The 21,077-nt window shown below is 42.7% G+C and carries 21 protein-coding genes and 1 pseudogene; 5 read left to right on the top strand and 17 right to left on the bottom strand.

The features are described from left to right. Positions 1–111: 111 nt before the first annotated feature. The 4 genes from ggt to A361_RS05360 form a co-directional block, all read right to left on the bottom strand. On the bottom strand, positions 112–1,893 hold the full coding sequence (gene ggt / locus A361_RS05370; protein ID WP_019382567.1) for a gamma-glutamyltransferase: 1,782 nt from the start codon (positions 1,891–1,893) through the stop codon (positions 112–114). Positions 1,894–2,158: 265 nt separating this feature from the next. Continuing rightward, positions 2,159–2,326, bottom strand: coding sequence for a hypothetical protein (locus A361_RS31380; protein ID WP_335582808.1), 168 nt, complete (start codon positions 2,324–2,326; stop codon positions 2,159–2,161). 91 nt (positions 2,327–2,417) lie between these two features. Then, entirely contained in the window at positions 2,418–2,606 is a 189-nt protein-coding gene (locus tag A361_RS31375; RefSeq protein ID WP_026041767.1) for a hypothetical protein, read from the bottom strand. A gap of 15 nt (positions 2,607–2,621) precedes the next feature. Further along, positions 2,622–3,134 (bottom strand): acyl-CoA thioesterase, encoded by a 513-nt coding sequence (locus A361_RS05360; RefSeq protein WP_009334951.1) that lies wholly within the window; start codon positions 3,132–3,134, stop codon positions 2,622–2,624. Between the two features lie 144 nt (positions 3,135–3,278). On the opposite strand from A361_RS05360, the gene A361_RS05355 reads away from it, so the two are divergent. Together A361_RS05355 and A361_RS05350 are read left to right on the top strand one after the other, a co-directional pair. Continuing rightward, positions 3,279–3,851 (top strand): TetR/AcrR family transcriptional regulator, encoded by a 573-nt coding sequence (locus A361_RS05355; RefSeq protein WP_019382569.1) that lies wholly within the window; start codon positions 3,279–3,281, stop codon positions 3,849–3,851. A 75-nt stretch (positions 3,852–3,926) separates the two neighbouring features. Further along, positions 3,927–4,877, top strand: coding sequence for an SDR family NAD(P)-dependent oxidoreductase (locus A361_RS05350; RefSeq protein ID WP_019382570.1), 951 nt, complete (start codon positions 3,927–3,929; stop codon positions 4,875–4,877). 10 nt (positions 4,878–4,887) lie between these two features. On the opposite strand, the gene A361_RS05345 is transcribed toward A361_RS05350, so the two are convergent. Continuing rightward, complete coding sequence (locus A361_RS05345; protein WP_019382571.1) at positions 4,888–5,826, bottom strand: magnesium transporter CorA family protein; 939 nt, start codon at positions 5,824–5,826, stop codon at positions 4,888–4,890. Positions 5,827–6,030: 204 nt separating this feature from the next. Between A361_RS05345 and A361_RS05340 the strand changes: the two genes are divergently transcribed. Together A361_RS05340 and A361_RS05335 are read left to right on the top strand one after the other, a co-directional pair. Then, complete coding sequence (locus A361_RS05340; protein ID WP_009334955.1) at positions 6,031–6,294, top strand: hypothetical protein; 264 nt, start codon at positions 6,031–6,033, stop codon at positions 6,292–6,294. A gap of 58 nt (positions 6,295–6,352) precedes the next feature. Continuing rightward, positions 6,353–7,027, top strand: coding sequence for a TrkA C-terminal domain-containing protein (locus tag A361_RS05335; RefSeq protein WP_009334956.1), 675 nt, complete (start codon positions 6,353–6,355; stop codon positions 7,025–7,027). A gap of 35 nt (positions 7,028–7,062) precedes the next feature. On the opposite strand, the gene A361_RS05330 is transcribed toward A361_RS05335, so the two are convergent. From A361_RS05330 to A361_RS05275, 12 genes and pseudogenes are all read right to left on the bottom strand, one after another. Further along, positions 7,063–8,388 carry a polysaccharide biosynthesis protein gene (locus tag A361_RS05330; RefSeq protein ID WP_009334957.1) on the bottom strand — a complete coding sequence of 442 codons (1,326 nt, stop codon included), beginning with the start codon at positions 8,386–8,388 and terminating at the stop codon, positions 7,063–7,065. Positions 8,389–8,522: 134 nt separating this feature from the next. Then, on the bottom strand, positions 8,523–9,890 hold the full coding sequence (locus A361_RS05325; RefSeq protein ID WP_019382573.1) for a YjiH family protein: 1,368 nt from the start codon (positions 9,888–9,890) through the stop codon (positions 8,523–8,525). A 12-nt stretch (positions 9,891–9,902) separates the two neighbouring features. Beyond that, the gene (locus A361_RS05320; protein ID WP_019382574.1) at positions 9,903–11,222 is read right to left on the bottom strand and encodes an aspartate aminotransferase family protein; all 1,320 of its coding nucleotides are present in this window, start codon (positions 11,220–11,222) and stop codon (positions 9,903–9,905) included. A 1-nt stretch (position 11,223) separates the two neighbouring features. Then, positions 11,224–12,684: a sigma-54 interaction domain-containing protein gene (locus A361_RS05315; protein ID WP_019382575.1), complete on the bottom strand. Its 1,461-nt coding sequence runs from the start codon at positions 12,682–12,684 to the stop codon at positions 11,224–11,226. 230 nt (positions 12,685–12,914) lie between these two features. Beyond that, positions 12,915–14,796: pseudogene (abc-f, locus tag A361_RS05310) on the bottom strand (ribosomal protection-like ABC-F family protein). 328 nt (positions 14,797–15,124) lie between these two features. Continuing rightward, entirely contained in the window at positions 15,125–15,259 is a 135-nt protein-coding gene (locus A361_RS31190) for an RAxF-45 family protein (RefSeq protein WP_019382576.1), read from the bottom strand. 129 nt (positions 15,260–15,388) lie between these two features. Further along, positions 15,389–16,339, bottom strand: coding sequence for a cation diffusion facilitator family transporter (locus A361_RS05305; RefSeq protein WP_019382577.1), 951 nt, complete (start codon positions 16,337–16,339; stop codon positions 15,389–15,391). A gap of 129 nt (positions 16,340–16,468) precedes the next feature. Continuing rightward, positions 16,469–17,101 carry a response regulator transcription factor gene (locus tag A361_RS05300; protein WP_009334963.1) on the bottom strand — a complete coding sequence of 211 codons (633 nt, stop codon included), beginning with the start codon at positions 17,099–17,101 and terminating at the stop codon, positions 16,469–16,471. 45 nt (positions 17,102–17,146) lie between these two features. Next, positions 17,147–18,163, bottom strand: coding sequence for a sensor histidine kinase (locus tag A361_RS05295; protein ID WP_019382578.1), 1,017 nt, complete (start codon positions 18,161–18,163; stop codon positions 17,147–17,149). Further along, on the bottom strand, positions 18,160–18,894 hold the full coding sequence (gene liaF / locus A361_RS05290) for a cell wall-active antibiotics response protein LiaF (RefSeq protein ID WP_009334965.1): 735 nt from the start codon (positions 18,892–18,894) through the stop codon (positions 18,160–18,162). Before liaF ends, A361_RS05295 begins: the two co-directional genes overlap by 4 nt. Before the next feature lie 376 nt (positions 18,895–19,270). Further along, a complete protein-coding gene (locus tag A361_RS05280) occupies positions 19,271–19,903 on the bottom strand; it encodes a PspA/IM30 family protein (protein WP_009334966.1) in 633 nt (210 codons plus the stop codon). A 16-nt stretch (positions 19,904–19,919) separates the two neighbouring features. Next, the gene (locus tag A361_RS05275; protein WP_009334967.1) at positions 19,920–20,267 is read right to left on the bottom strand and encodes a hypothetical protein; all 348 of its coding nucleotides are present in this window, start codon (positions 20,265–20,267) and stop codon (positions 19,920–19,922) included. Positions 20,268–20,514: 247 nt separating this feature from the next. Here A361_RS05275 and A361_RS05270 point away from each other — a divergent pair, with 247 nt between their 5' ends. Continuing rightward, positions 20,515–21,027, top strand: coding sequence for a hypothetical protein (locus A361_RS05270; protein WP_009334968.1), 513 nt, complete (start codon positions 20,515–20,517; stop codon positions 21,025–21,027). Positions 21,028–21,077: the final 50 nt, after the last annotated feature.

Below are 21,077 nucleotides of genomic sequence, written 5' to 3'. Positions count from 1 at the left end.
CTTAAATTATATTTCAACAGATAAACATAAATTCCTGCCATAAAATGAACGACTATTCATTTCGCATCAAAAGAATAGCACCTTATTGATAAGGCGCTATTCTCACAAATCTTATTTGCTTTTCCCTTTTCCTTTCAAATCAACACCAATGGCAGCACCATTGCGGCTTGAATCTGCCACACCTTTGAAAATTCCTTTGTCCCGGTCGATCAAAATACTTTGGACGTTTCCAATCGTGGTCGGACTCGGACCGAAGCTATGCCCCATCCCTTTTAGCCTATTAATAACTTCTGAAGGAATTCCCTCTTCATAGCGGTAGGAATTCAGATTATTTGTATAGATTCGCGGTTCTTCAACTGCTGCTTTTAGCTCCATGTCATATTCAATGGCGTAAAGGATCGTCTGCAGTACTGATGTTATAATCGTTGGGCCGCCTGGTGAACCGACAGTCAGGACCGGCTCTCCATCTTCAAAGACAATCGTCGGGGTCATCGAGCTTAAAGGCCGCTTGTTTGGCTGGACTTCATTTGCCCCGCCCGGTACAGCATCAAAATCTGTCAGCTCATTATTCAGCATCAGCCCGTAGCCTGGAACCATGATTCCTGTTCCGAATACCTGTTCAATCGTTGTGGTATATGAGACAACATTTCCCCATCTGTCCGTTACAGAAAAATGAGTGGTCTCACCGTATTGGCGGTCATTCGGCTGTTCAGCTGCTTCATAATTGGCTTCACTGTTCTCATATTTCCAAGGATCTCCCGCTTCCGGGCTTGGATTCACTTCATTCAGGCTGATCAGTTCCTGGCGCTCCTTAATATAATCAGGGTGAAGCAGCCCATTGACTGGGACATTTACAAACTCTGGATCTCCTGCATATACGACGCGGTCTGCATAGGCAAGATGCATGGTCTCAGCAAGCAGGTGATATTTCTCCCAGGATTTTAAATCATATTGTGATAGATTAAAATCATCCAGAATCTTCAGCATCTGCAGCAAAAACACTCCGCCAGAGCTTGGGGGCGGCATGCTCGCAATTTCATACCCCTGGTAATCTCCCCAAATAGGCTCATCAATAGTCACTTCATATCCCGCAAGGTCTTCAGGTGTCATGGATCCGCCAAAATCCTGCACCACACCAGCAAGAGCTTCTGCGATTTTCCCATTATAAAAAGCGTCTGTCCCGCCAGCACGTATCATCTTCAGGGTTTTTGCAAGATCCTTCTGTACTAGACGCTCCCCTTCTTCAATAGGTTCGCCCTTAGGCAAAAACACTTTGCCGGCAGCTGTTCTGCCAAGCTTGTCCTGATTATCGGCAATCGCATCGGCTAATACAGAATCTATTGGGAATCCTTTATCTGCCAGCTTAATGGCAGGGCCGATCAGCTGCTGCATAGGGCGTGTTCCCCATTTTTCAAGGGCCGTTTCCAATCCTTTCAATGTGCCGGGCACACCGACTGCCGTACCGCCAGTTGAACGCTCCGCAAATGGAATCGGCTTTCCGTTTTCATCCAGGAACATATCTGGTGCGGCACCTGCTGGAGCGCGCTCACGGCTGTTAATAATGCTGGTTTCTTTCGTTTTGCCATCATAGACCATCATGAAACCACCCCCGCCAATTCCGGACATCATTGGTTCCACAACATTAAGGGCGAATTGGACTGCGACAGCCGCATCGATGGCATTACCGCCATTTTTCAAGACATCTGCCCCAATTTTTGATGCCAGCGGATGGGCTGAAGCCACCATTCCGTCCTTGCCAACATCAACCTGGCTATAGCCGCCATAGCCATCATCAGGCTTCGGCTTTTTCGCCTGCCCGGTTAAAGGCATGGTTCCGGCAACTAGTAAAATACTTAAAAGCATTAGGACACTAGCTTTCAAAACTCTTCTCATATTCATCCTCCTTCAGTTATGTTATACACGTCTAACTTAAGAGGAAGGAAAAGGATTATCAAGGAATAAGAGTTAATATTCTGAAAGTTAAATCTATTTTACTAGATTATGTGATACAAGCTAGGAAGAAATGAGGAGTTTATTTTTTAAAAGCAAGAATTTCTTCAACTCTGCAATCCCCAGCTCTGCAGAGGTTTCAACGTATCCGACAATCTGCTGAAATATAAACACTTCAAGGGGCTTCTCAGCGTCCTTTTTATCGTATTCAAATTCGTTTTAAACAAATGGAAGAAATAAGCTGACTTGTTTGGAAGAAATCTCTTCTAAGTCTGGCAGGTTCAAATTTCATAGGGCCGTAATGTCCAGAGAGCTTTGCATTACACAGGCGAAAATCATTATGATAGCGGGTAAAGACCTCGTCATCTTTTTCCATTCTGTTTTTCAGCCTGGGAAGATAGAATCCTGTCAGCCAGACATGGTCTGCAATTAAGTGGATGTAATAGCCGAGGATGTAAGGTGATGACTTATATTCCTGTATTTATAAACAATACTCTTATAATCATCCGTTCTCCCTTTATAAAAATGGACAAGATCCCTTTGGGAGAAACAGCGTCTGGTGCTATTCCCCCCAATAAAAAAGCTGCTCTGTCCTCTATTTTCATTCTGGATGCAATTTCATTGTTGATGATGCTATGCATCACTTTGGAACCCATTATTCTCCCCCTTATTTACCAGGGCAGACCTGTACCGTATGTCTTTGCCCTGGCTTCACTGTCCTTTCTCCGTTTTTTGCGAATTTCCGCACGTTCTTTTGCTGATTCATATAAGCTCTTTTCTTCATCTGTCTCAGGCACAACCGCCGGCACCGGGGTCGGCTTTCCATTCTCGTCAACCGCAACCATTGTCAAAAAGGACATAGCACACACATTTCGGTCCCCGGTCAGCAGGTCTTCTGCAATTACTTTTACAAAGATCTCCATTGATGTCCGGCCTGTATAGGTCACAAAGGCCTCCAGGCAGACTGAGTTGCCTTCATAAACCGGATGAAGAAAGTCAACAGAATCTGTAGAAGCGGTTACGACATTTCTTCTCCCGTGCCTCATCGCCGCGATGGCTGCCACATCATCAATATAAGCCATTAGCTTGCCGCCAAATAGTGTTCCATATGTATTCGTGTCTGGCGGAAGCACAATGCTTGTTTTTACCGTAAAAGATTCTCTGCATGTTTTTGTTTCATTCATGTTGTTCCCTCCTGTTTTATTAAAGCATATCAAAAGCTGATGGCTAATTAAAATTATTTGGATAGATAGTAAAAAAACATTGCCAAAAATATCCTATCATCATATAATTTTATTGACCAGTGTTCAATAACGAAAGGTGATTCCATGAGTCCAAGAAAATCAGCCCATGACGAACTAACAAAAGAAGCCATTATTTCTGTAGCACGTGACCTGTTTGTTCAGGAAGGATATGCCGCAGCATCCATGAGAAAAATTGCGGACACCCTTCAGTGCAGCCATGGTGCCATCTATTATCATTTCAAAAACAAGGCTCAATTATTTTATGAAATTGTTGAAGCCGATTTTCAAAAACTTGATCAAGTCCTCGACAGTGTCCTGAGAGAATCTGCAGATAGCAATGAACAAAAGCTTTTCAGCATTTTTTACCGTTATATACAATTTGGCCTGACCCATCAAAAGCATTATGAGCTGATGTTTTTAATTCGTGATGATGATGTGAAAGGCTATCTAAATAAAGGGCCAAACAAAAGCTACCTGCATTTTGCACAAGCGGTTAATTCACTCGCTCCCAACTCTCTCTCCATAAAGGATATTTGGTCTGTATTTCTAAGTCTGCACGGCTTTGTCACACATTATTGCAGAACGGAAACCACATTTGAAGAAGTGAAGGAACTCGCCTCTTCACATGCCCAATTTTTAATAAAAGCAATTTGTTAAAGAAATGTTACCGCATTTCTTTCATTTTTCCACTCAATTGAACAGTGGTCAATTAAATAAAAAGGATGATGAAAAATGATGAAAACAGCTGCAGTATTAGGAGCAACAGGCGGAATGGGCTATGCTTTGACAGAAGCATTATGCCGCAGAAATATTAAAACTATCGCTTTTGCAAGGTCTAACGAAAACCTGCTTAACTTTAAAAAAAGCTGGGGACAAAATGCTGTCATCCATGCTGGTGATGCCTTGAATCCAGATGATGTTGAGAAAGCAGTGTCCGAAGCAGATGCAGTGTTCCATGCCATCAATATCCCTTACCCGGACTGGGATCCCACACTCTCAATTATCTTAAATAATATCCTGCAGGCCTGCAGCAAACATCATAAGCCTTTTATATATGCTGATAATATATACTCCTATGGTCTTCAATCCAGCCCTGCAAACGAAGTTTCTCCCAAGAATCCGCACACGAAAAAAGGCATGCTGCGCCAGGACTTGATTGAGACTATTAAAAGATCAGGGGTACCATATATCATTGCCCACTTCCCTGACTTTTACGGTCCTCATACAGGAAACACACTCTTACACTATACTCTCAGCCAAATTATTGAAAAGAATAAGGGCATGTTTGTCGGCAAAACCAATATACCGAGAGAATTCATTTTCATTAAAGATGGAGCAGAAGCATTAGCCGAGCTTGCATTGAATGAAAACTCATATGGTGAAGCTTGGAATATCCCTGGTGCAGGAACCATTACCGGAGAAGAAATAGCCAGTATTGTATCTCAGCATCTTAGCAGAGGCGTTTCCTTCAGACCTGTCCATAAATGGATGATACGTGCAATCGGCCTATTTGATCCCATGATGAGAGAATATACAGAATTGATGTATTTGAATCAGACACCTGTTATATTGGACGGCAGTAAATATGAAGCGAGAATTGGCACTCTTCCTAAAACATCATACGAGGCTGGGATTAAAGTAACACTGGATCATTTACTAAACGAAAGGAATGCCGCATTCTAACGGCATTCCTTTATTTGAAGAATGAATTCTTCTTTTTTCCCCTTAGGATATCACCCATCCAGCCTTTTTTAATAAGCATGATATAGAGGGCTGCGGTAGAAGCGATGATTATGATAATGGAGAACAAATACCCATACTTCCATTCCAGTTCAGGCATAACTTTGAAGTTCATACCCCAGAGCGCTCCCCATGTTGCGATCGGAGTCATAAGGGTGGTAATGACCGTGAGTGTCTTCACGATTTCATTTCCCCGGTGCATGGATACCATTTCTTCAAAATTAACCAGGTCATCAATTTCCTGCTGATACTCCCGCACCAGCGTATAGCCCCTTTCAATTCGCTTGCACGTTCTTTTAAATTCAGTTCCATCGGTGACACCTTCACCAAACGTCTCTTCTACACCCAGCCTGATTTCCTTAACAGGAATCATAATATTCTTCCAAACCAGGATCTGGTGACGGAGCTCATAGATTTCCTCCAGGCGGTTAATATTATTTTTCTCTTTTATTTTCCATAGCAGCTCATTTAACCGTACTTCAAACTTATCAATCTTCTGGATGTTATCACTTAGGATCTCGCCTAAAATCACGAAAAATCCATCAATAGCATTATGGGTATAATCCATTTTTTTTAATAGCAATGAATCATCAGACTGAATGACAGACGAATCAAAGCTGACAGTGATGAGAAAATCCCTTGTCAGAAAATAGTGGAACAAACTATTTTCATGCTGCTCCTTTGTTTTTTGCTGATAAATGAGCGAACCGCTAATAAATTCCTTACCGCGGACTGAAGTATCAATTTTCATTACATTTGTTTTATTCTCGGATGTATTCTTGGCCCATTCCTTTAAGACATCTTTATAGTCACCAGCCACCTGGTAATCTATTTCCTCCAAATGATCGTAACGGTGCCATTTCCAGTTATCTTCGTTATATTCTTTTTCCATCCCCATCTTCCTTCCTAACATCGTATCCTTATTTATATTTAATACATAATTCCCTTCTTGCTGCCTGAATAAAACCATTCATAAGGTGTAATTATTTCTAGCACTGGAAACAATGTAATAAAGATTAAATGTTTGCTTTTAATTACGCCGGGTAAATAAACACCAAGACATACAAATCCAATTATTTGAAGGAGGAGCATAATCATGAATTCTCGTCCGTTAAATCCCTATCTGTTAGCCGGTGTTGGCATTACGAGCATTTTATTATTAGCCAGCAAAAACAATCGAAATAAGGTTCAGTCTCTTGCAGTTAAAATGAAGGGCATGCTTCCTGACCGCTTTCTAAATGATACAGTGCCAACAGAAAAGCTTGGCCACCCTGACCCACATAATATTGAAGATAATAAAATGGTAGATGAGGGTGCCATGTATTCAGTAAATTACTATAACGAAACTGTACAGCAATGACCTAAGGACTGGCTTCCTTAGGTTTTTTACATAATTCTACATTTTTGGAGGAGTCTAGATGGGTGTTCTATTCATCCTGATATACTTGGGAATCGTTTTGGCTGTTATTGAAATTCATACACTGATCTTCACATATACCGGGCTGGATAAGCCTATTGCGAGATTTCAGGTGATCAGCATGCTGACAGGAACCGGTTTTACAACCGGGGAATCTGAACTGATTATCGACCATCCAATCCGCAGAAGGTTCGGAGCCTTTCTAATTTTATTTGGCGCCTTTTCATTGGCAGTAATCATTTCGGCAATCAGCAGCATCCTATCAGATGAATTCTTTACTGCCAAGATCTCGGTCGTCGCCGCTGTCCTGATCCTGGTTATTTTTATTCTAAAGATTCCTAAGGTGCGCGATTATCTTTCGGGGAAACTGGAGCATGAGCTCGAAGAACATTATGATTTTCGCGATCTCCCGATAAGAGAAGCGCTGCTTACGGATGATACGGATCATGTATTGGACTATACCATCAATGAATCATGCGATTTCATTGGTAAAGAATTAAGGGAATTGATTGAAGATGACGAAGATATTAATGTGCTGTACGTCCAAAGAGGTGAAATAAAGATCAGAAAAGACCGGCTTATCACTGAGATTCAGGAGGGAGATCATATCATCCTGTACGGAGATGAACAAACGATTGAGAGCAAATTCGGGGAAAAAAATGAGGACAAAAAATAAAGCATCTGCCCATGACGGGAGATGCTTTCTCATTTTCAATTAAACTGCTTGGCTGGCGATAGATAGAGTGTCAGGCCAATTTTTCTGCATACTGTTACATAATGCATCATGGCCAGGAGGACAGCTCCCATATTCATGCCCATTATGATACCGTCCATCTGCAGGCTGTGCATGGATCCAAGCACGAACATGGCTGTAAATGAAACAACAGTTGACCATACTGAATGATAAAACGCATCTTTCATGAGGCCCAGGCCGATTAAATAGGCCTGCATCGGGATAATGAAAAAGTGGAGCAGAAAAAATGGCCACAGCAGCTGTAAATAAACGGCTGCATCTGTGGAGTGGAAAAACACCTCGGTCAGCGGCCGTGCAAAAAAATAGAAAAGAACGACCGATGGGATCCCGTATAAAAAGGTGACAAAGAACACCTGCTGAAGAAGTCTCCGAAGCTCCTCCAGATTTTTATCCGCATATTCTTTGGAGACTGTCGGAATCAGCATGATTAAAAATGAATGGGCAATAAAGGATGGGAAAAAACCGATCGTCATGGCGACACCAGCAAGCATTCCAAAATGTTCTGTTGCGACTTCGCCCGGCACTCCTGCCTTTAAAAGCGCCCCCTTAATCAAGAATGGCTGAACAGCATGTGTCAGGGCATGGAAAACTCTCAAAGCAGTCGTCGGCACTGAAACAGAGATTAAGTTCTGCCTGACACTACTTCCGCTTACAAACTCAGATGGCTCTTTTTTAATACGGTGATACTGGATAATAAACATATTCAGCAAATAGAGAAAAACAACAATCTCACTTCCTACAAACGTACAAAATGCAATAAAGACTGCTGTATTGACATCAAATTGAAAGGCCTGATAAAGAACCACGAGCAGAAGGAGCTGAACGGATTTGCGCAGAAAATTGGAGGCTGCAATTTTCCCCATTTGATGCTTGCCCATGAAAAAGCCTCTGGCAATTGAGGAAAAGGACACGATTGGGATGAACCCGATCACCACCCATCTCAGGAGCGGATGGTACTCATTAAAGACACTGACAAACGGAATGATTGCCGCTGCAATCGGAACCAAAACCGCTGTAAAGATAATGGTCAGCTTGATGACATGATGGAGCATACTGAGATGATACCTTTTATCCTTTTCAGCTATGAACTTGGAAATAGAGATTGGAAGCTCAAAACTGGCCAGCAGCACAATTAGAAATATGGTCGGCAAAATCGACATGTACATGCCGAGTCCCCTCTCCCCCAGTTCCCGGGCAAGCACCATATTTACCACAAACTCTATACATTCGCTTGCAAAAGCAGCCAGTGCAAGCAATATGACTCCTTTGAAGAATTTACTCATTGCGCCTCTCCTTATATAATGCAGATTCTATATAAGATATGAGACATGCCCCAATAATATATTGCCCTTTTTGAACTTTTAAGAAAATTAATATAACGAAAAGGAGGGCAGGCTACCTGCCACCCTCCTTCCAACTAAAATACAAAAACATGTGCAATCAGTACAATAACAGGTAACGTAATAACCGTTCTTTCAATAAAGATAACGAATAAATCCAAAAAGCTCAGCGGAATGTTTGAACGCAGGATCAGGATCCCGATTTCAGACATGTATACTAATTGTGTTAATGACAAGCCCGCCACGACAAATCTTGTCAGCTCGCTCTCAATCCCGCTTCCGATAACGGCAGGAAGGAACATATCAGCAAAGCCAACAAGCATAGTTTGTGCTGCTGCTCCTGCTTCCGGCAATTGCATAAACTCCAAAACAGGGATGAGCGGGTATGAAATAAACTCAAATACAGGCGTGTATTCCGCAATAATCAGGGCTGCTGCTCCCAAGCTCATAACAAGCGGAATCAGACCCATCCAAATATCTAAAACGGTTTCGATCCCATTGGTTAATAGCTTTTTGGGACCCGGGGCATTCCTGGCTTTATCAATTGCCTGCTCCCATCCCCATTTCAATTTCGAAACCCCTTCCGGAATGGTTTCATCAATCTGCTGTCCTACTGGCTCATAATAGGTATCCGGCTTCCGGGATAATGGCGGAATTCTAGGCATAATCAATGCTGCCACGACACAAGCTGCAGAAACGGTTAAATAAAAGGGAATGAATAAATGCCCAAGGCCAACCACATTCGCAACAACAAGACTGAAAGCAACTGATGCAATCGAAAAGGTCGTCGCAATGACCGCTGCTTCTCTTTTTGTATAAAAGCCTTCATCATATTGCTTCGTGGTAACCAAAACACCTACAGTTCCGGCGCCCATCCAGGACGCAAGGCAATCGATGGATGACCGTCCGGGAAGTGTAAAAAATGGTCTCATAAATTTTTGGACAAGTGCCCCAATGAATTCCATTAATCCAAATTCCACTAAAAGCGGCAGAAGGATGCCGGCAAAAAGGAACCACGTAAGCAAAACGGGAGCCAGGTCATAAAGAACCACTCCGCCTGTATTCCGTGACCAGATAAATTCAGGCCCGATCTCAAACAAAGTCATGATTCCTGCTGCGAATCCAAGAATTCTCATGGTTAATCCAAACTTGCCGGTATCAAATAATCCTTTTAAAAACTTATTATCCAGTATAAATGCCGGTTTTGCTGCTTTTGTCAGGATGGAAAGAAAAACCGATACTCCTAAAATGAAAATGATAATGGCAGGCATCTGCTCATTGAACGCATTACCTACTAGTGATGCTAAAATACCAACACCAATGGTTACGTCTCCCTGAAATTTAACTGGAACCAGAAATAGGAGCGACCCAATTAATGATGGAATGATAAATTTCCAATACTCTCCTGTGACAGCCTGCGGCTTAACCCTTGTCTCAGCTTTCATTCTCATACCTCCTTATGAATTGGAAACAACTGCTTCATGCTCTGTAAGTGCTTCTTCCAATACTTTCAGTCCCTGGTCGATTTGCTCCTTTGTTACGATAAGCGGCGGAATCATCCGAATCACTTCCCCTGAATTTCCGCAGAGATAGAAGAGGACGCCTTTATCAAGTGAAGAGTTCAGAATATCCATTACCGCTTTTCCATCCGGTTTTCCGGTTTGCGGATCGATTATTTCAATGCCAATCATCAGGCCCAGCCCTCTGACACTGCCAATTGCAGGATGTTCGGCTTTTAAATCCTGTAATTTCTTTAATGCATACTCTCCCATCTGCTTTGCGTTTTCCAAAAGATTCTCCGTTTTTAGTATTTCAAGAGAAGCTAAAGCTGCAGAGCAGGCAATCGGATTTCCGCCGAAGGTTGTTCCATGGGCACCCAGCGGCCATTTTTCCATCAGTTCTTTTGATGCTGCAGTTGCGCTTAAAGGCAGCCCTGCCGCGATTCCTTTTGCAATCGCCATGATATCCGGCACAACATCAAAAGCCTGAGCGGCAAACCATTCTCCAGTACGCCCAAAGCCTGTTTGCACTTCATCAAATATCAGCAGGATTCCATGCCGGTCACATATTTCCCTGATCTTCAGCATCCATTTCTTCGGAGGAATGATATAGCCTCCTTCTCCTAAAACCGGTTCAATGATCATGCAGGCAACCTCTTCAGGGTCCACCTGATGCTTGAACAGGGTTTCAGCATCCTCTTCCAGCTTTCTTGGGAAGTACTCCTCAGGATCTTCACCAAAAGGGCAATCGCGCTCATCCGCATATGGAAGCTGATAGGTCAGCCAGGACGGCTGCTGAAACTTGCGGTATTTGCTCTTCGATGTAGATACACTGAGTGCCCCCATCGACCTTCCATGGAAACAGCCTGTAAAGGAGATAACATAGGGCCTCCGCGTAACATACTTTGCCAATTTAATTGCGCCCTCAATTGCCTCTGTCCCGCTGTTTGCAAAGAAAAAGCAATCCAGATTTCCCGGCGTAATTTTTCCAAGTTCATCTGCGAGCCGCAAAATCGATTCATAGATGATAACGCCTGACGGGCCGTGCACCAAATGATCTGCACTGTCTTTAATGGCCTGTACAACCTTTGGATGTCGATGTCCCACATTTTCCACTGCGATGCCTGATGTAAAATCCAAATACTCTTTTCCGTCGACTCCGTAGTAATAGCAGCCTTCCGCCTTGACCACCGGCAAATTCGGGTGGTCCTTTGCCATGCTTGGTGCCAATAAGTTTGAAATATTTCCGACAAGATGACCCCAATTTTCTTCGTTCATACTAACCCCTCCTGAATCCTGCATTAGATGTAAATGCTATATTTGCTCTGCTATTCTTTAATGCAATATTCATGCCAAAGTATGTATTAACAATCATATTTTTTAATTTTCTTACTACTGAAGGCTGACTGATCCCCAGGGCCCCCGCTATTTCAGTAGTGGTTCGGTAACGCTTCCTTGCATTGATTAATACTTTCCTCTCTACCTCTTCCAAAACAGCAGGAAGAGATTGTCCCTCATAATCTATAAAACCATCTTTTTTTCCTTGCATATGGTATTCATAAGGCAGGTCCTCTTTCGTGATCATCAGGCTGGTGCTTGTCACGATAAGCCGTTCCATCAGGTTTTCAAGTTCTCTTACGTTCCCCTTCCATTCCAGCTGCAGCAAGTGATCGACCAGGGATCTTTCCAGCTGCCTTTCCCGATTATGCCGTTTGGAGATAGAGTGAAGAAAATAATGAATGAGCGCAAACAAATCCTCTTTCCTCTCCCTTAAAGGCGGTATCTTCAATGGCACCACATTCAGCCGGAAAAATAAGTCCTGCCTGAAATCCTTGGATTCAACTGCTTTTTCGAGATCCTTATTTGTAGCCGCAAGGAGCCGAAAGTCTGCCTGAACAGGCTTTGTTCCCCCCACTCTATAAAACTGCTTGTCTTGTATGAATTTCAGCAGCTTTGCCTGCAGATGGGCTGAAAGTTCGCCAATTTCATCAAGAAATAGCGTGCCTCCTTTTGCCATTTCAGCAAATCCCATTTTGCCTTTATTCTTTGCCCCTGTAAAAGCACCGCCTTCATACCCGAAAAACTCAGCTTCAAAGATGGATTCCGGAATGGCACTGCAGTTTACTTCTATGAAGGGTCCGTCTTTTCTTGTACTGTTTTGATGAATCCATTTAGCGAGAGCCGATTTTCCGACACCTGATTCACCCAGGAGCAGGACTGTGACATCTACATCCCGGATTCTTCTGATGGTTTCGGCTATATTTCTCATCGCCAGACTGTCAGCTATCATGCCATCCATTTTGATGCTCTTATTGCGCAGGAGATCCAGTTCGCTCTTCACCCTGGCCATTTCTTCTTCAACACTGTTCAGGTATTCCTTTATAACAAGAAGCTCTGAAACATCGTAGGAATAGCTGACAATATGATCGATTTTTCCTGTTTCATTGAATACCGGAATACCAGTAACCAGAATCTTTTTGCCTGAGCCGGCTTTTTGCACAAGAATGACTTTTTTCTTTTTCTTTAATACTTCAGGAGTAATCGCAGGCTTAAAGACCCCTTTTCTTTCCAGATCATAAACAGATTCGCCAAGGAGAGATTCAGGTTCAACACCATAATGACTGCCGCTGCCTTTACTGACTTTTATAATTATGCCGTCTGCATTAGTAACCATAATGTCTTCTTCCATTGAAGATATGACTTCTTTGTCATTATTCCAATCCATGAAAAAGCTGTTCATTTGGGTCCTCCGAAAAAATTATTCAATATTGAATAGCGGTTCTTCTTTTGAAAGATCTTATTATTAAAAGAAAATCTCGTGAAATTATTCAGATTTAAATAATTATTCAAATTTGTATATTACTATACAGGAAATAGATGAAAACTGAAAGGTTTATTTGAAAAAAATTTATATTCATTCGATAAAATGCATAAAAAAAGGCTAACTCATTTGTTAGCCTTAACTTTTCTTTATAAAATAGCATCCAATTTCCTGTACAGCTCTTCCCTCTTCTTTTCAAGCTCTTCTTTTTCATTATAAAATGTTTGCAGTTTCTCCAGGTCCATTTCCGATTCCAGAACCGTTTCTAATTTCATAAGAGTTGTTTCAAGTTGTTCAATTGCGTTTTCCAATTCCTCTGTTTCCTGCACTTTATCCTTTTTTTTCGGAGAAACAGCTGCTATTTTAGCCTTTTTCACAGGAGGAACTTCCATCACTGCTCTCCACTTCTCATCCATTTTCTTTCTGGCCCGATCATAATTCCCTTCATAGTAATGAAGTTCTTTTTGATCAATCCAGTATATTTTGCTGAATATTCGATTGATAAAGTAACGATCATGGGAGACAGCCAAAATGGTTCCATTGAATTCTTCCAATGCCTCTTCGAGTACCTCTCTAGATTCGATATCAAGATGATTGGTCGGTTCATCAAGAATAAGAAAGTTAATGTCCCTGTGCATAAGCTGAGCCAAACGAAGCCTCATTTTTTCACCGCCGCTCAATTGTGAAACTTTACGAAAAACAGTGTAGCCATAAAAGAGGAAACCGGCCAGAATATGGCGTGCCTCTCCCTCTGTTACAGCAAGCCCTTCCTTAAAGGCATCAATCACCGATTGATCATCTGCATCTGCGAAAACATGCTGTGACAAATAGCCGACTTTCAGGTTGCTCCCTCTGCGAATTTCCCCTGCATCAGGTTTTAGCTCTCCCAGGATCATTTTGACCAAAGTCGATTTTCCAGTCCCATTATCCCCGACAATAGCTGTCCGGTCGCGGAATTGGATGTGTATGCTGACGTTTTGGAATAAGTGCTTACTCCCAAAAGACTTGCTTACTTCTTTCATCAAGACCACATCTTTTCCGCTCCGTTCAGATGCTTCAAGATCCATATTCATTTTTTTGCGGTTTAATACAGGCCGGTCCAGCTTCTCCATCCGATGGAGGGCTTTTTCCATGCTGCTTGCCCGTTTATGAAGGCCCGCGTTAGGCGGAGTGCATTGATTGGCCCACTCTCTTAACCTCTTGATGGCTTCCTTCATCTTCTTGATTTTCTTTTGCTGCTCCTCATATTGCTGAAACTCTCTCATTAGCCTTTCTTCTTTCTCTTTTACAAAGCCTGAATAGTTTGTCTGGTAAAGAGTGATCTCTCCACCTTCCAAATCCAGAATCCTGCCGGCCGTTTTCATCTAAAAAATAGCGATCATGTGAAATGAGCACTACTGTCCCTTCATAATTCTTTATAAAATCAGCCAGCCATTCCACTGCCTTAATATCCAGGTGGTTGGTCGGCTCATCCAGCAGAAGCAGATTCGGGCTTTTCAGGAGCATGTGGGCGAGGCATACCTTTGTTTTTTCACCACCGCTTAGAATGCTGAAATCCTTGTTCAGAAGACTGCTGATATCAAGGCCATTTGAGATGCGTTCTATCTGGCTATCCATTTCATAACCATTGTTCAGTGCAAACTGATCCTGCAGCTCTCCATACTCTCCAATAAGTTTATTTAATTGATCCGGAACATTTTCATTTGCCATTTGCTGTTCCATTTTCTTCATTGTTTTTTCCATCTCCAGCAGATAAGTAAAAGCTGTTTTTAAAACATCAATTGCCTTCATACCTGCCGGATAGTCCGGAATTTGTGCAAGATAGCCAATCTCACACCCTTTTCGCCAATGAATCTTGCCTGTATCCGGGACTTCTGCTCCAGCCAGCAATTTAAACAGAGTCGTTTTTCCGCTTCCATTTCTTCCTGTCAAACCAACCCTGTCCCTCTCATGAATTTCAAAGCACATATTTTCAAACACGGTATTTCCGCCGTAACTTTTTCCGACTTGCTGTGCGCTGCATGCGATCATAGATATTTCCTCCAAATTTATAAAAATATACATAAAAAAGCCATAGGAAACATACTCCTATGGCCTGGGTAAAATCTGATAAATGAAGCTTTCACTGGACGATTTTCTGCTCACAGTTAGCTGTACGGCAATGCGCCGGCCACTCAGCTGCTGCCAAAATGCGGCTGCTTTATACTGAGTTCATTTAATCGGACTTTTATTGGAAGCTTGGTGCAACAAGATTTCTTAATCTTGCTGCGAAGCTTACCGCAATGAAACGGGATAAAAAAAAAGAGAGCTTGAAGAAGCTCCCTTCACCGTTCTATATAATGGCGTAAAAGAGATGTTCTCACTGTTTTGTTTTCATATAAAATTTGCTAAAAAAGGGCAGACTTGTCCCGTTAACAGCAAAACCATGAAAAATCGCACGGTAAATTGTCAGGAATTCAATCCATTCACCTCGTGCCAAAACAGTTCCACTCATCTCTTCTCCACCTCATTTCAAATAAGTTAGTTTTATTTTAATATTTCTTCAATTTAAAAGCAATGGGTATTTTTCCAGCATAATGAGCGCTAAAAAAAGAAGCCTTTAGTGCGGGCTTCCTTTTCAATATTATTTCCACGTCTGGATTTGATCTGTCTCAAGAATACCAAGTGTTACGTCACTGATATCAGGGTCATCCAGCAGCTGATTTCTGACACCAATTTTTATATCATCCGCATCGGCAAGCGTAAGGCCTTCGACCAGCTCAATGTAACCTTCCACATGATATCTTCTTCCCTCCTGAATCAGCCGCAGCTGTTTAATATCCACGACCTGAGGATCTCCGAGAATAATTTGGGCGATACGGTCTTCAATATCTTTTGGTGCCGCTACACCAATCAGACCTAGCGTATTTTCAAATCCGATTTTTACAGCGATCCCCACCAAAAGCAGTCCAATTAAAATTGTGCCGACTCCATCCAGGAAGTAAAGTCCTGTAAAATGAGCAATTAATATCGAAACAAGGGCAAGCAAGGCGCCAAATGTCGCAATAATATCTTCATAAAAGACCAGCCGTGTTGGAGGGGAGGCTAACCTTACATTTTTAAAGGCAACAGGCACAATGCCAAATCCTTTGGCAGGATTCCTGGTTTCATGGCCGATTTCCTTCATGGCTTTTAATAAAATAAAACCATCGACAGCAACGGCAAGAAGCATAACTCCTACATTGAGCCAGAGGTCGGTTGATTCCTTTGGATGCTGAATCAATTCCCAGCCTTTATGTATCGTTTCATAGGCCATGATGGAAATAACGATAACAGCAATTAATACGAACAGGTTGATCACCCGGCCAAATCCTGTGGGGAACCTTTTGGTTGGCGCCTTTTCGGCAAGCGCACTGCCAAAAAACACAAACCCCTGGTTCAGTGCATCAGCAAGGGAATGGAGGGTTGTGGCAAGCATGGCCCCGCTGCCGCTTGCAAAAGCTGCCAGCCCTTTAGCAATCGCCAGTGCCGTATTTCCGATTGCTGCCATTCCCGATGATTTATTTCCTTTTTTCAATAAAGCAATCACAGACATTTCATCACCGCCAAATTTTTTTGTTTGGTTTTATTGTTACCCTCATGAACAGATTCTGAATCATTTTTTTCTGGTTCATCATTCAGGCAAAATAAAAAGAGCTAATATCACAATTAGCTCTCCAGAACATTATTTAACCAGCGAGTGCTTGAAGGCATAAATGACTGCCTGGGTTCTGTCCTGCACCTGCAGCTTGCTTAATATATTGCTTACATGTGTTTTGACTGTTTTTAAGGCAATGAAAAGTTCGTCGGCGATGTCCTGATTCGTTTTGCCTTGTGTCATTAAAAGAAGGATTTCCATCTCGCGGCTTGTCAGCTCTTCATGGGGCAGCTGGTGATTTTTCTGCCTCATTTTCACCATCATTTTGCCGGTCACTTCCGGTTCCAGCACCGATTGTCCATGATAGGTCGAACGGACTGCCTCAGCTATCTCACTGGCTTTCGAGGTTTTCAGCATATAGCTTGTCGCCCCTGCCTCCAAAGCCGGATAAACCTTTTCATCATCAAGGAAGCTTGTCACAATAATGATCTTAGCTTCTGGCCATTGCTCGATGATTCTTCTTGTCGCTTCAATACCATCCATTTCTTTCATAACAAGATCCATCAAAATGATATCCGGCCTCAATTCGAGTGCCAGATCAATAGCTGTTTTCCCATTATCCGCTTCTCCTATAACCTCAATATCCGGCTGTGCCGTAAGGTAGGAAGACACTCCAATCCGAACCATTTCATGGTCATCCACAAATAAAACTTTAATCATTGGCCTCACCCTCAGAATTTAGTCTTGCCTAACAGCAGACATTATTTACATAATCGGAACCTTAACTTCAAGACGGGTTCCTTTGTTTCTTAGACTGATGATTTTCATGCTTCCGCCAACTTCAGCGGCACGTTCATACATGTTCTGCAAACCGTAGGAGCCAGCCCTCGTCTCCTCTACATCAAAACCGACTCCATCATCAGCTACACGTAGTATGGCATAATCATCTCTTTGAATCAGGAGCACTTCAAGGTTTTGCGATTTGGAATGGCGGAGTGTATTGGACACCGCTTCCTGGAGGATGCGGAATAGGTGGTCTTCCACCCCTTTATCAAGTGGAAAATCCTCTACCTTCCATTCAATCTCCATCGCTACTTTTTGAAGCAATTCGACCAGAAGCTCTTCAATTCCTTCCTGCAGGCTTTTGCCCTTAAGGGCCGCTGGACGAAGGTGCAGCAGCAGGGCTCGCATTTCCAGCTGTGATTGATGGATCATTTCTTCCACCATTTTCAGCTGCTTTGCCTGCCTTTCTTCCGGATCCTGCTGGGTTTCAGTAATCGCAGACATCATCATGGATGCTGCAAACAGCTGCTGGCTGACAGAATCGTGAAGCTCGCGTGCAAGCCTGTTCCGTTCCTGGGAAACAATTTCCTGCATCCTGTTCTCGAAATCTTCCGCTTTTTCATTTGCCAGCTTTTGAGAAATCTTTGCCTGATCTGCCATATGCTGTTGAATCTTCTCGGCCCTGACTGCTATGGAATGCAATTCTTTACCTGTTTCCTGCACATCCAATTGACGGCCTTCCTCCACCTGGTGGAGCATTGTATCTACGGCAAAAAGCTGCCTGCGCCAGTAAATGCCTGACAATAATCCAAAAGTCAGGCCAAGAGCCAGGCTTACGCTCGGCACAAATAGGATAAACGGAATATCGAGTATTTCCGTTTCCCACAGATCCCGCCATCCGGGAATGGGAAACATCGTAAAAAAAGAAGCTGTCAAAACAGCAAGAATACAAAGGGACATGCCCGCTCCCCATGCAATTTGCCGCTGAATGATACTCATACGCGCTTCACCTCGATATCCCCTACTGCGAGTGAAGTGAAAATCTTAACGCGCTGTCCTGATTGATCATAGCCGGGAGTCTGAAGCTGAAGGAGCTGGTTAAACATCTTTGATTCCTCGTGCTCTAATATTCTGGCCTTACCCACAATAGCTGAATGGCTGACACTAACCTCAACGTCATAGGGAACAAGCACCTGCACGTTTCCGATGAAGTTCCGGATGAAAATAACGGTTTCTCCCTTGGGAATAACCGTATAGCTTAAATCTATGACCGTATCACCAATGCCGGTCTGGATATTGATATCATTCCATTCGTATACTTGCTCAGGTGTTTTTTGCTGGCCGACAAATATATTGGAAAAAAGAGGACTCTTCTTTATGACTGTTTCTTTCTGGAGATTTACTGCCGGTTCATTGAACTCCGGCTGAATCCGTTTAGGATCCTTTTTGGACTGCCCAAACTGAATCAGCAGGTGAATCAAAATCGCCAGGAGGAAAAATTTCAGCGTCATCATGCTGAAAATATTGATGAGCAGAAAAATTAGCCCCAGCCAGAAAAGCCATTTTCCGGAGCTCTTAGGCATCCTCTTCCTTCCGATATATACCATTCCAATTGGCACAAGAAGAGAGAATATCACACCGCTATTAAAAAAGGCTATTTCCACAAAGAGAAAGACAATGCCCAATATGATAATCCAGCTCATATAATCGCTTTTGTTGTTAATGTTCATGTGGCATCCCCCCTTTTGTGTATATGGAATGATAAGAAATGCGGCAGCGCCTTCGGAACAAGCCAAAACGCTTGTTCCTGCGAAGAACATCCAAGGAAGCCTTGCTTGGTGCTAACCCCCGACAAGCACAAGACGAGCCTCACGGAAAGGCGTCCTTTGCCTTTTTGAGAGGCTCGGCTTGTGACCTCGAGGGGGTGGCGCTGGAGCTAGCAGTTATAGACTTAAAAGGCGCAGTATCTCTACGCCTTTTTAGAATACCATTTTTTGTTCATAAAATAGAAAGAGTTTTTATCTTTTTTGGGAAAAAGATAATACAGGCAGGCTTCATTTTTGTTTTATTGCATGTTCCAAACTATTTCTGACTTATTTTCGAATATTACAATACAGGCTTCTTCTCAAGCTCTTTTTCCAGCTGTGCGATGCGGGCATCAATTGTGCTGCGGTGATAGGAGCTTTTCACCTGATGTTCAAGATGGTCAAGATAGGATTCGATTTCCTGGAATCTTGTAAAGTTTTTATCATTGTTTTGATCAAGCACCTTATCCATTTGGTGATTTGCGCGTGTGATGTTTTCACGGCCCATCAGCTCCATGCGGCGGATATGCATATCCTTCAGTTTATGCTTCATTTCCTCGTATTTTCTTTCAAGGTCACCCATTTGCTGTACAGCCTGGTTCAGAAGATCCTTCAAACGGCTGGCACGCTCTTCATACTGCATTTGCTCCTGAGCTGCAAACTGATAGAGTTCTTCCTCACCTGCCTGCGATGCAACCTCTGCCTGGCGCTTGCGTTTGTCTGCAAGGTTTTTCGCCTGCTCGTATTCTCGAGTGAACTCTTCTTTCAATGTATATTGACGTTCCAAAAGCTTGCGGACCTTTTCGGTTTCACGCTCACATTCACGAAGGTATTGGTTTAAAAGTGCGATTGGATTCTTTTTCTCCTTTTTATCCAACACTTCGTGAAGGTCTGCCATTACTGTATCTTTGATTCTCGTTAATAGGTTAGCCATATCTATCTCTCCTTTTTTAGTTTCTGTTTAAATCCGCCCATTGCTTTTCAAAGTTAGCAAAAGGGTCATTTTCTTCTTCCACTGCACTTGAGCTTGAATCGTTCCATTTTTTATAGACCAGATATAGAACATATGCAGCTGCAAGCCCTAAAATTGCCGGGAAGTTGGAAGCGGTTGCCATCAAAGCGATGAACCCGATGATTCCATAGCCGATTTTTGCCATCGTGCTTTCTGCTTTTATAAATTGTTTAAACACAAAGTATAGAATCGCCGCGCTTACTGCCAGACCCACTATTGGTCCAAGATTTGAAACCAGCACCATGGCTGCAATTCCACCTGCTATCAGTAATCCAAGTTTTTTCATTTTCGTTTCCTCCTTTCTTGATTTCATCTTACCTGTTTCGTGTAAATGCTATAACGAGCCTCAGCTTTATTTTCAAATAAGACCTGAGACGTAGCAGATAGTCGGCCTCTTTCGACCCAGATGGGAAATATGGAAAAAGAATGTACGTTAATGCGGAAAAATGCGGGGTACACATGGGGTAGGCAAACAAATAATGAAGCTGCATCGCGCAGATTTTTCATACAGCTATGGAAATGGAGGTCCTCCCATGTTTGGGTATGATGATTTTTTGAAATTTATTCAAGCCTTTTTTGTGGTTTACCCGGCGGTCACACTGATTCATTTATTGGGGCATATATTCTTTGCAGGCATTTTTGGCGGAAAAGGGATCCGTGTTATCATTGGCACAGGCAAAATCCTATTCTCAATGAGGTTTTTAGAGGTTAGACGGTTTTACTTCTGGTATGGAGGATGTGAGTTTTCAGCATTAAAATACAGCAATAAACTGACCAAATCTCTTATTTTTTTAGGAGGGTCTATTTTTAACATAGGCAGTATTTTTATTGTGAATTACCTGATCCGGCTGGGCATTCTGGATGCAAACATGCTGTGGTACCAATTTGTATATTTCTCCTTTTATTACGTCTTTTTCGCCCTGCTGCCAATGGATATGGCAGATGGCACACTTAGTGACGGGAAGGCTATGTACAAGCTATTGTTTAATAAAAATAAAGATGATTCCTCAGCAGACTGCCAGCTGGTTGATGAGGAGAAAAGATAGGTGAGCTGCCAAAATTCTGTTTTTTTGGACGGAATTACAAAGTTATGAGC

Origin of the sequence: Cytobacillus oceanisediminis 2691, assembly GCF_000294775.2 — a bacterium.
GTDB lineage: Bacteria > Bacillota > Bacilli > Bacillales > Cytobacillaceae > Cytobacillus > Cytobacillus pseudoceanisediminis.
The sequence above is the reverse complement of the archived record's forward strand: the minus strand, read 5'-3'. Positions and strand labels throughout refer to the sequence as shown.

Coding starts and splice junctions, on each gene's coding strand:
- A361_RS05300 (WP_009334963.1), bottom strand. CDS start 17,101: ATGATTAAAGTTTTATTTGTGGATGACCATGAAATGGTTCGGATTGGA.
- A361_RS31190 (WP_019382576.1), bottom strand. CDS start 15,259: ATGAGTGGAACTGTTTTGGCACGAGGTGAATGGATTGAATTCCTGACA.
- A361_RS05280 (WP_009334966.1), bottom strand. CDS start 19,903: ATGGCTAACCTATTAACGAGAATCAAAGATACAGTAATGGCAGACCTT.
- A361_RS05340 (WP_009334955.1), top strand. CDS start 6,031: ATGAATTCTCGTCCGTTAAATCCCTATCTGTTAGCCGGTGTTGGCATT.
- ggt (WP_019382567.1), bottom strand. CDS start 1,893: ATGAGAAGAGTTTTGAAAGCTAGTGTCCTAATGCTTTTAAGTATTTTA.
- liaF (WP_009334965.1), bottom strand. CDS start 18,894: ATGAACATTAACAACAAAAGCGATTATATGAGCTGGATTATCATATTG.
- A361_RS05270 (WP_009334968.1), top strand. CDS start 20,515: ATGTTTGGGTATGATGATTTTTTGAAATTTATTCAAGCCTTTTTTGTG.
- A361_RS05345 (WP_019382571.1), bottom strand. CDS start 5,826: ATGGAAAAAGAATATAACGAAGATAACTGGAAATGGCACCGTTACGAT.
- A361_RS05330 (WP_009334957.1), bottom strand. CDS start 8,388: ATGAGTAAATTCTTCAAAGGAGTCATATTGCTTGCACTGGCTGCTTTT.
- A361_RS05305 (WP_019382577.1), bottom strand. CDS start 16,339: ATGTCTGTGATTGCTTTATTGAAAAAAGGAAATAAATCATCGGGAATG.
- A361_RS31375 (WP_026041767.1), bottom strand. CDS start 2,606: ATGGGTTCCAAAGTGATGCATAGCATCATCAACAATGAAATTGCATCC.
- A361_RS05295 (WP_019382578.1), bottom strand. CDS start 18,163: ATGAGTATCATTCAGCGGCAAATTGCATGGGGAGCGGGCATGTCCCTT.
- A361_RS05325 (WP_019382573.1), bottom strand. CDS start 9,890: ATGAAAGCTGAGACAAGGGTTAAGCCGCAGGCTGTCACAGGAGAGTAT.
- A361_RS05350 (WP_019382570.1), top strand. CDS start 3,927: ATGATGAAAACAGCTGCAGTATTAGGAGCAACAGGCGGAATGGGCTAT.
- A361_RS05335 (WP_009334956.1), top strand. CDS start 6,353: ATGGGTGTTCTATTCATCCTGATATACTTGGGAATCGTTTTGGCTGTT.
- A361_RS05360 (WP_009334951.1), bottom strand. CDS start 3,134: ATGAATGAAACAAAAACATGCAGAGAATCTTTTACGGTAAAAACAAGC.
- A361_RS05355 (WP_019382569.1), top strand. CDS start 3,279: ATGAGTCCAAGAAAATCAGCCCATGACGAACTAACAAAAGAAGCCATT.
- A361_RS31380 (WP_335582808.1), bottom strand. CDS start 2,326: ATGGAAAAAGATGACGAGGTCTTTACCCGCTATCATAATGATTTTCGC.
- A361_RS05275 (WP_009334967.1), bottom strand. CDS start 20,267: ATGAAAAAACTTGGATTACTGATAGCAGGTGGAATTGCAGCCATGGTG.
- A361_RS05320 (WP_019382574.1), bottom strand. CDS start 11,222: ATGAACGAAGAAAATTGGGGTCATCTTGTCGGAAATATTTCAAACTTA.
- A361_RS05315 (WP_019382575.1), bottom strand. CDS start 12,684: ATGAACAGCTTTTTCATGGATTGGAATAATGACAAAGAAGTCATATCT.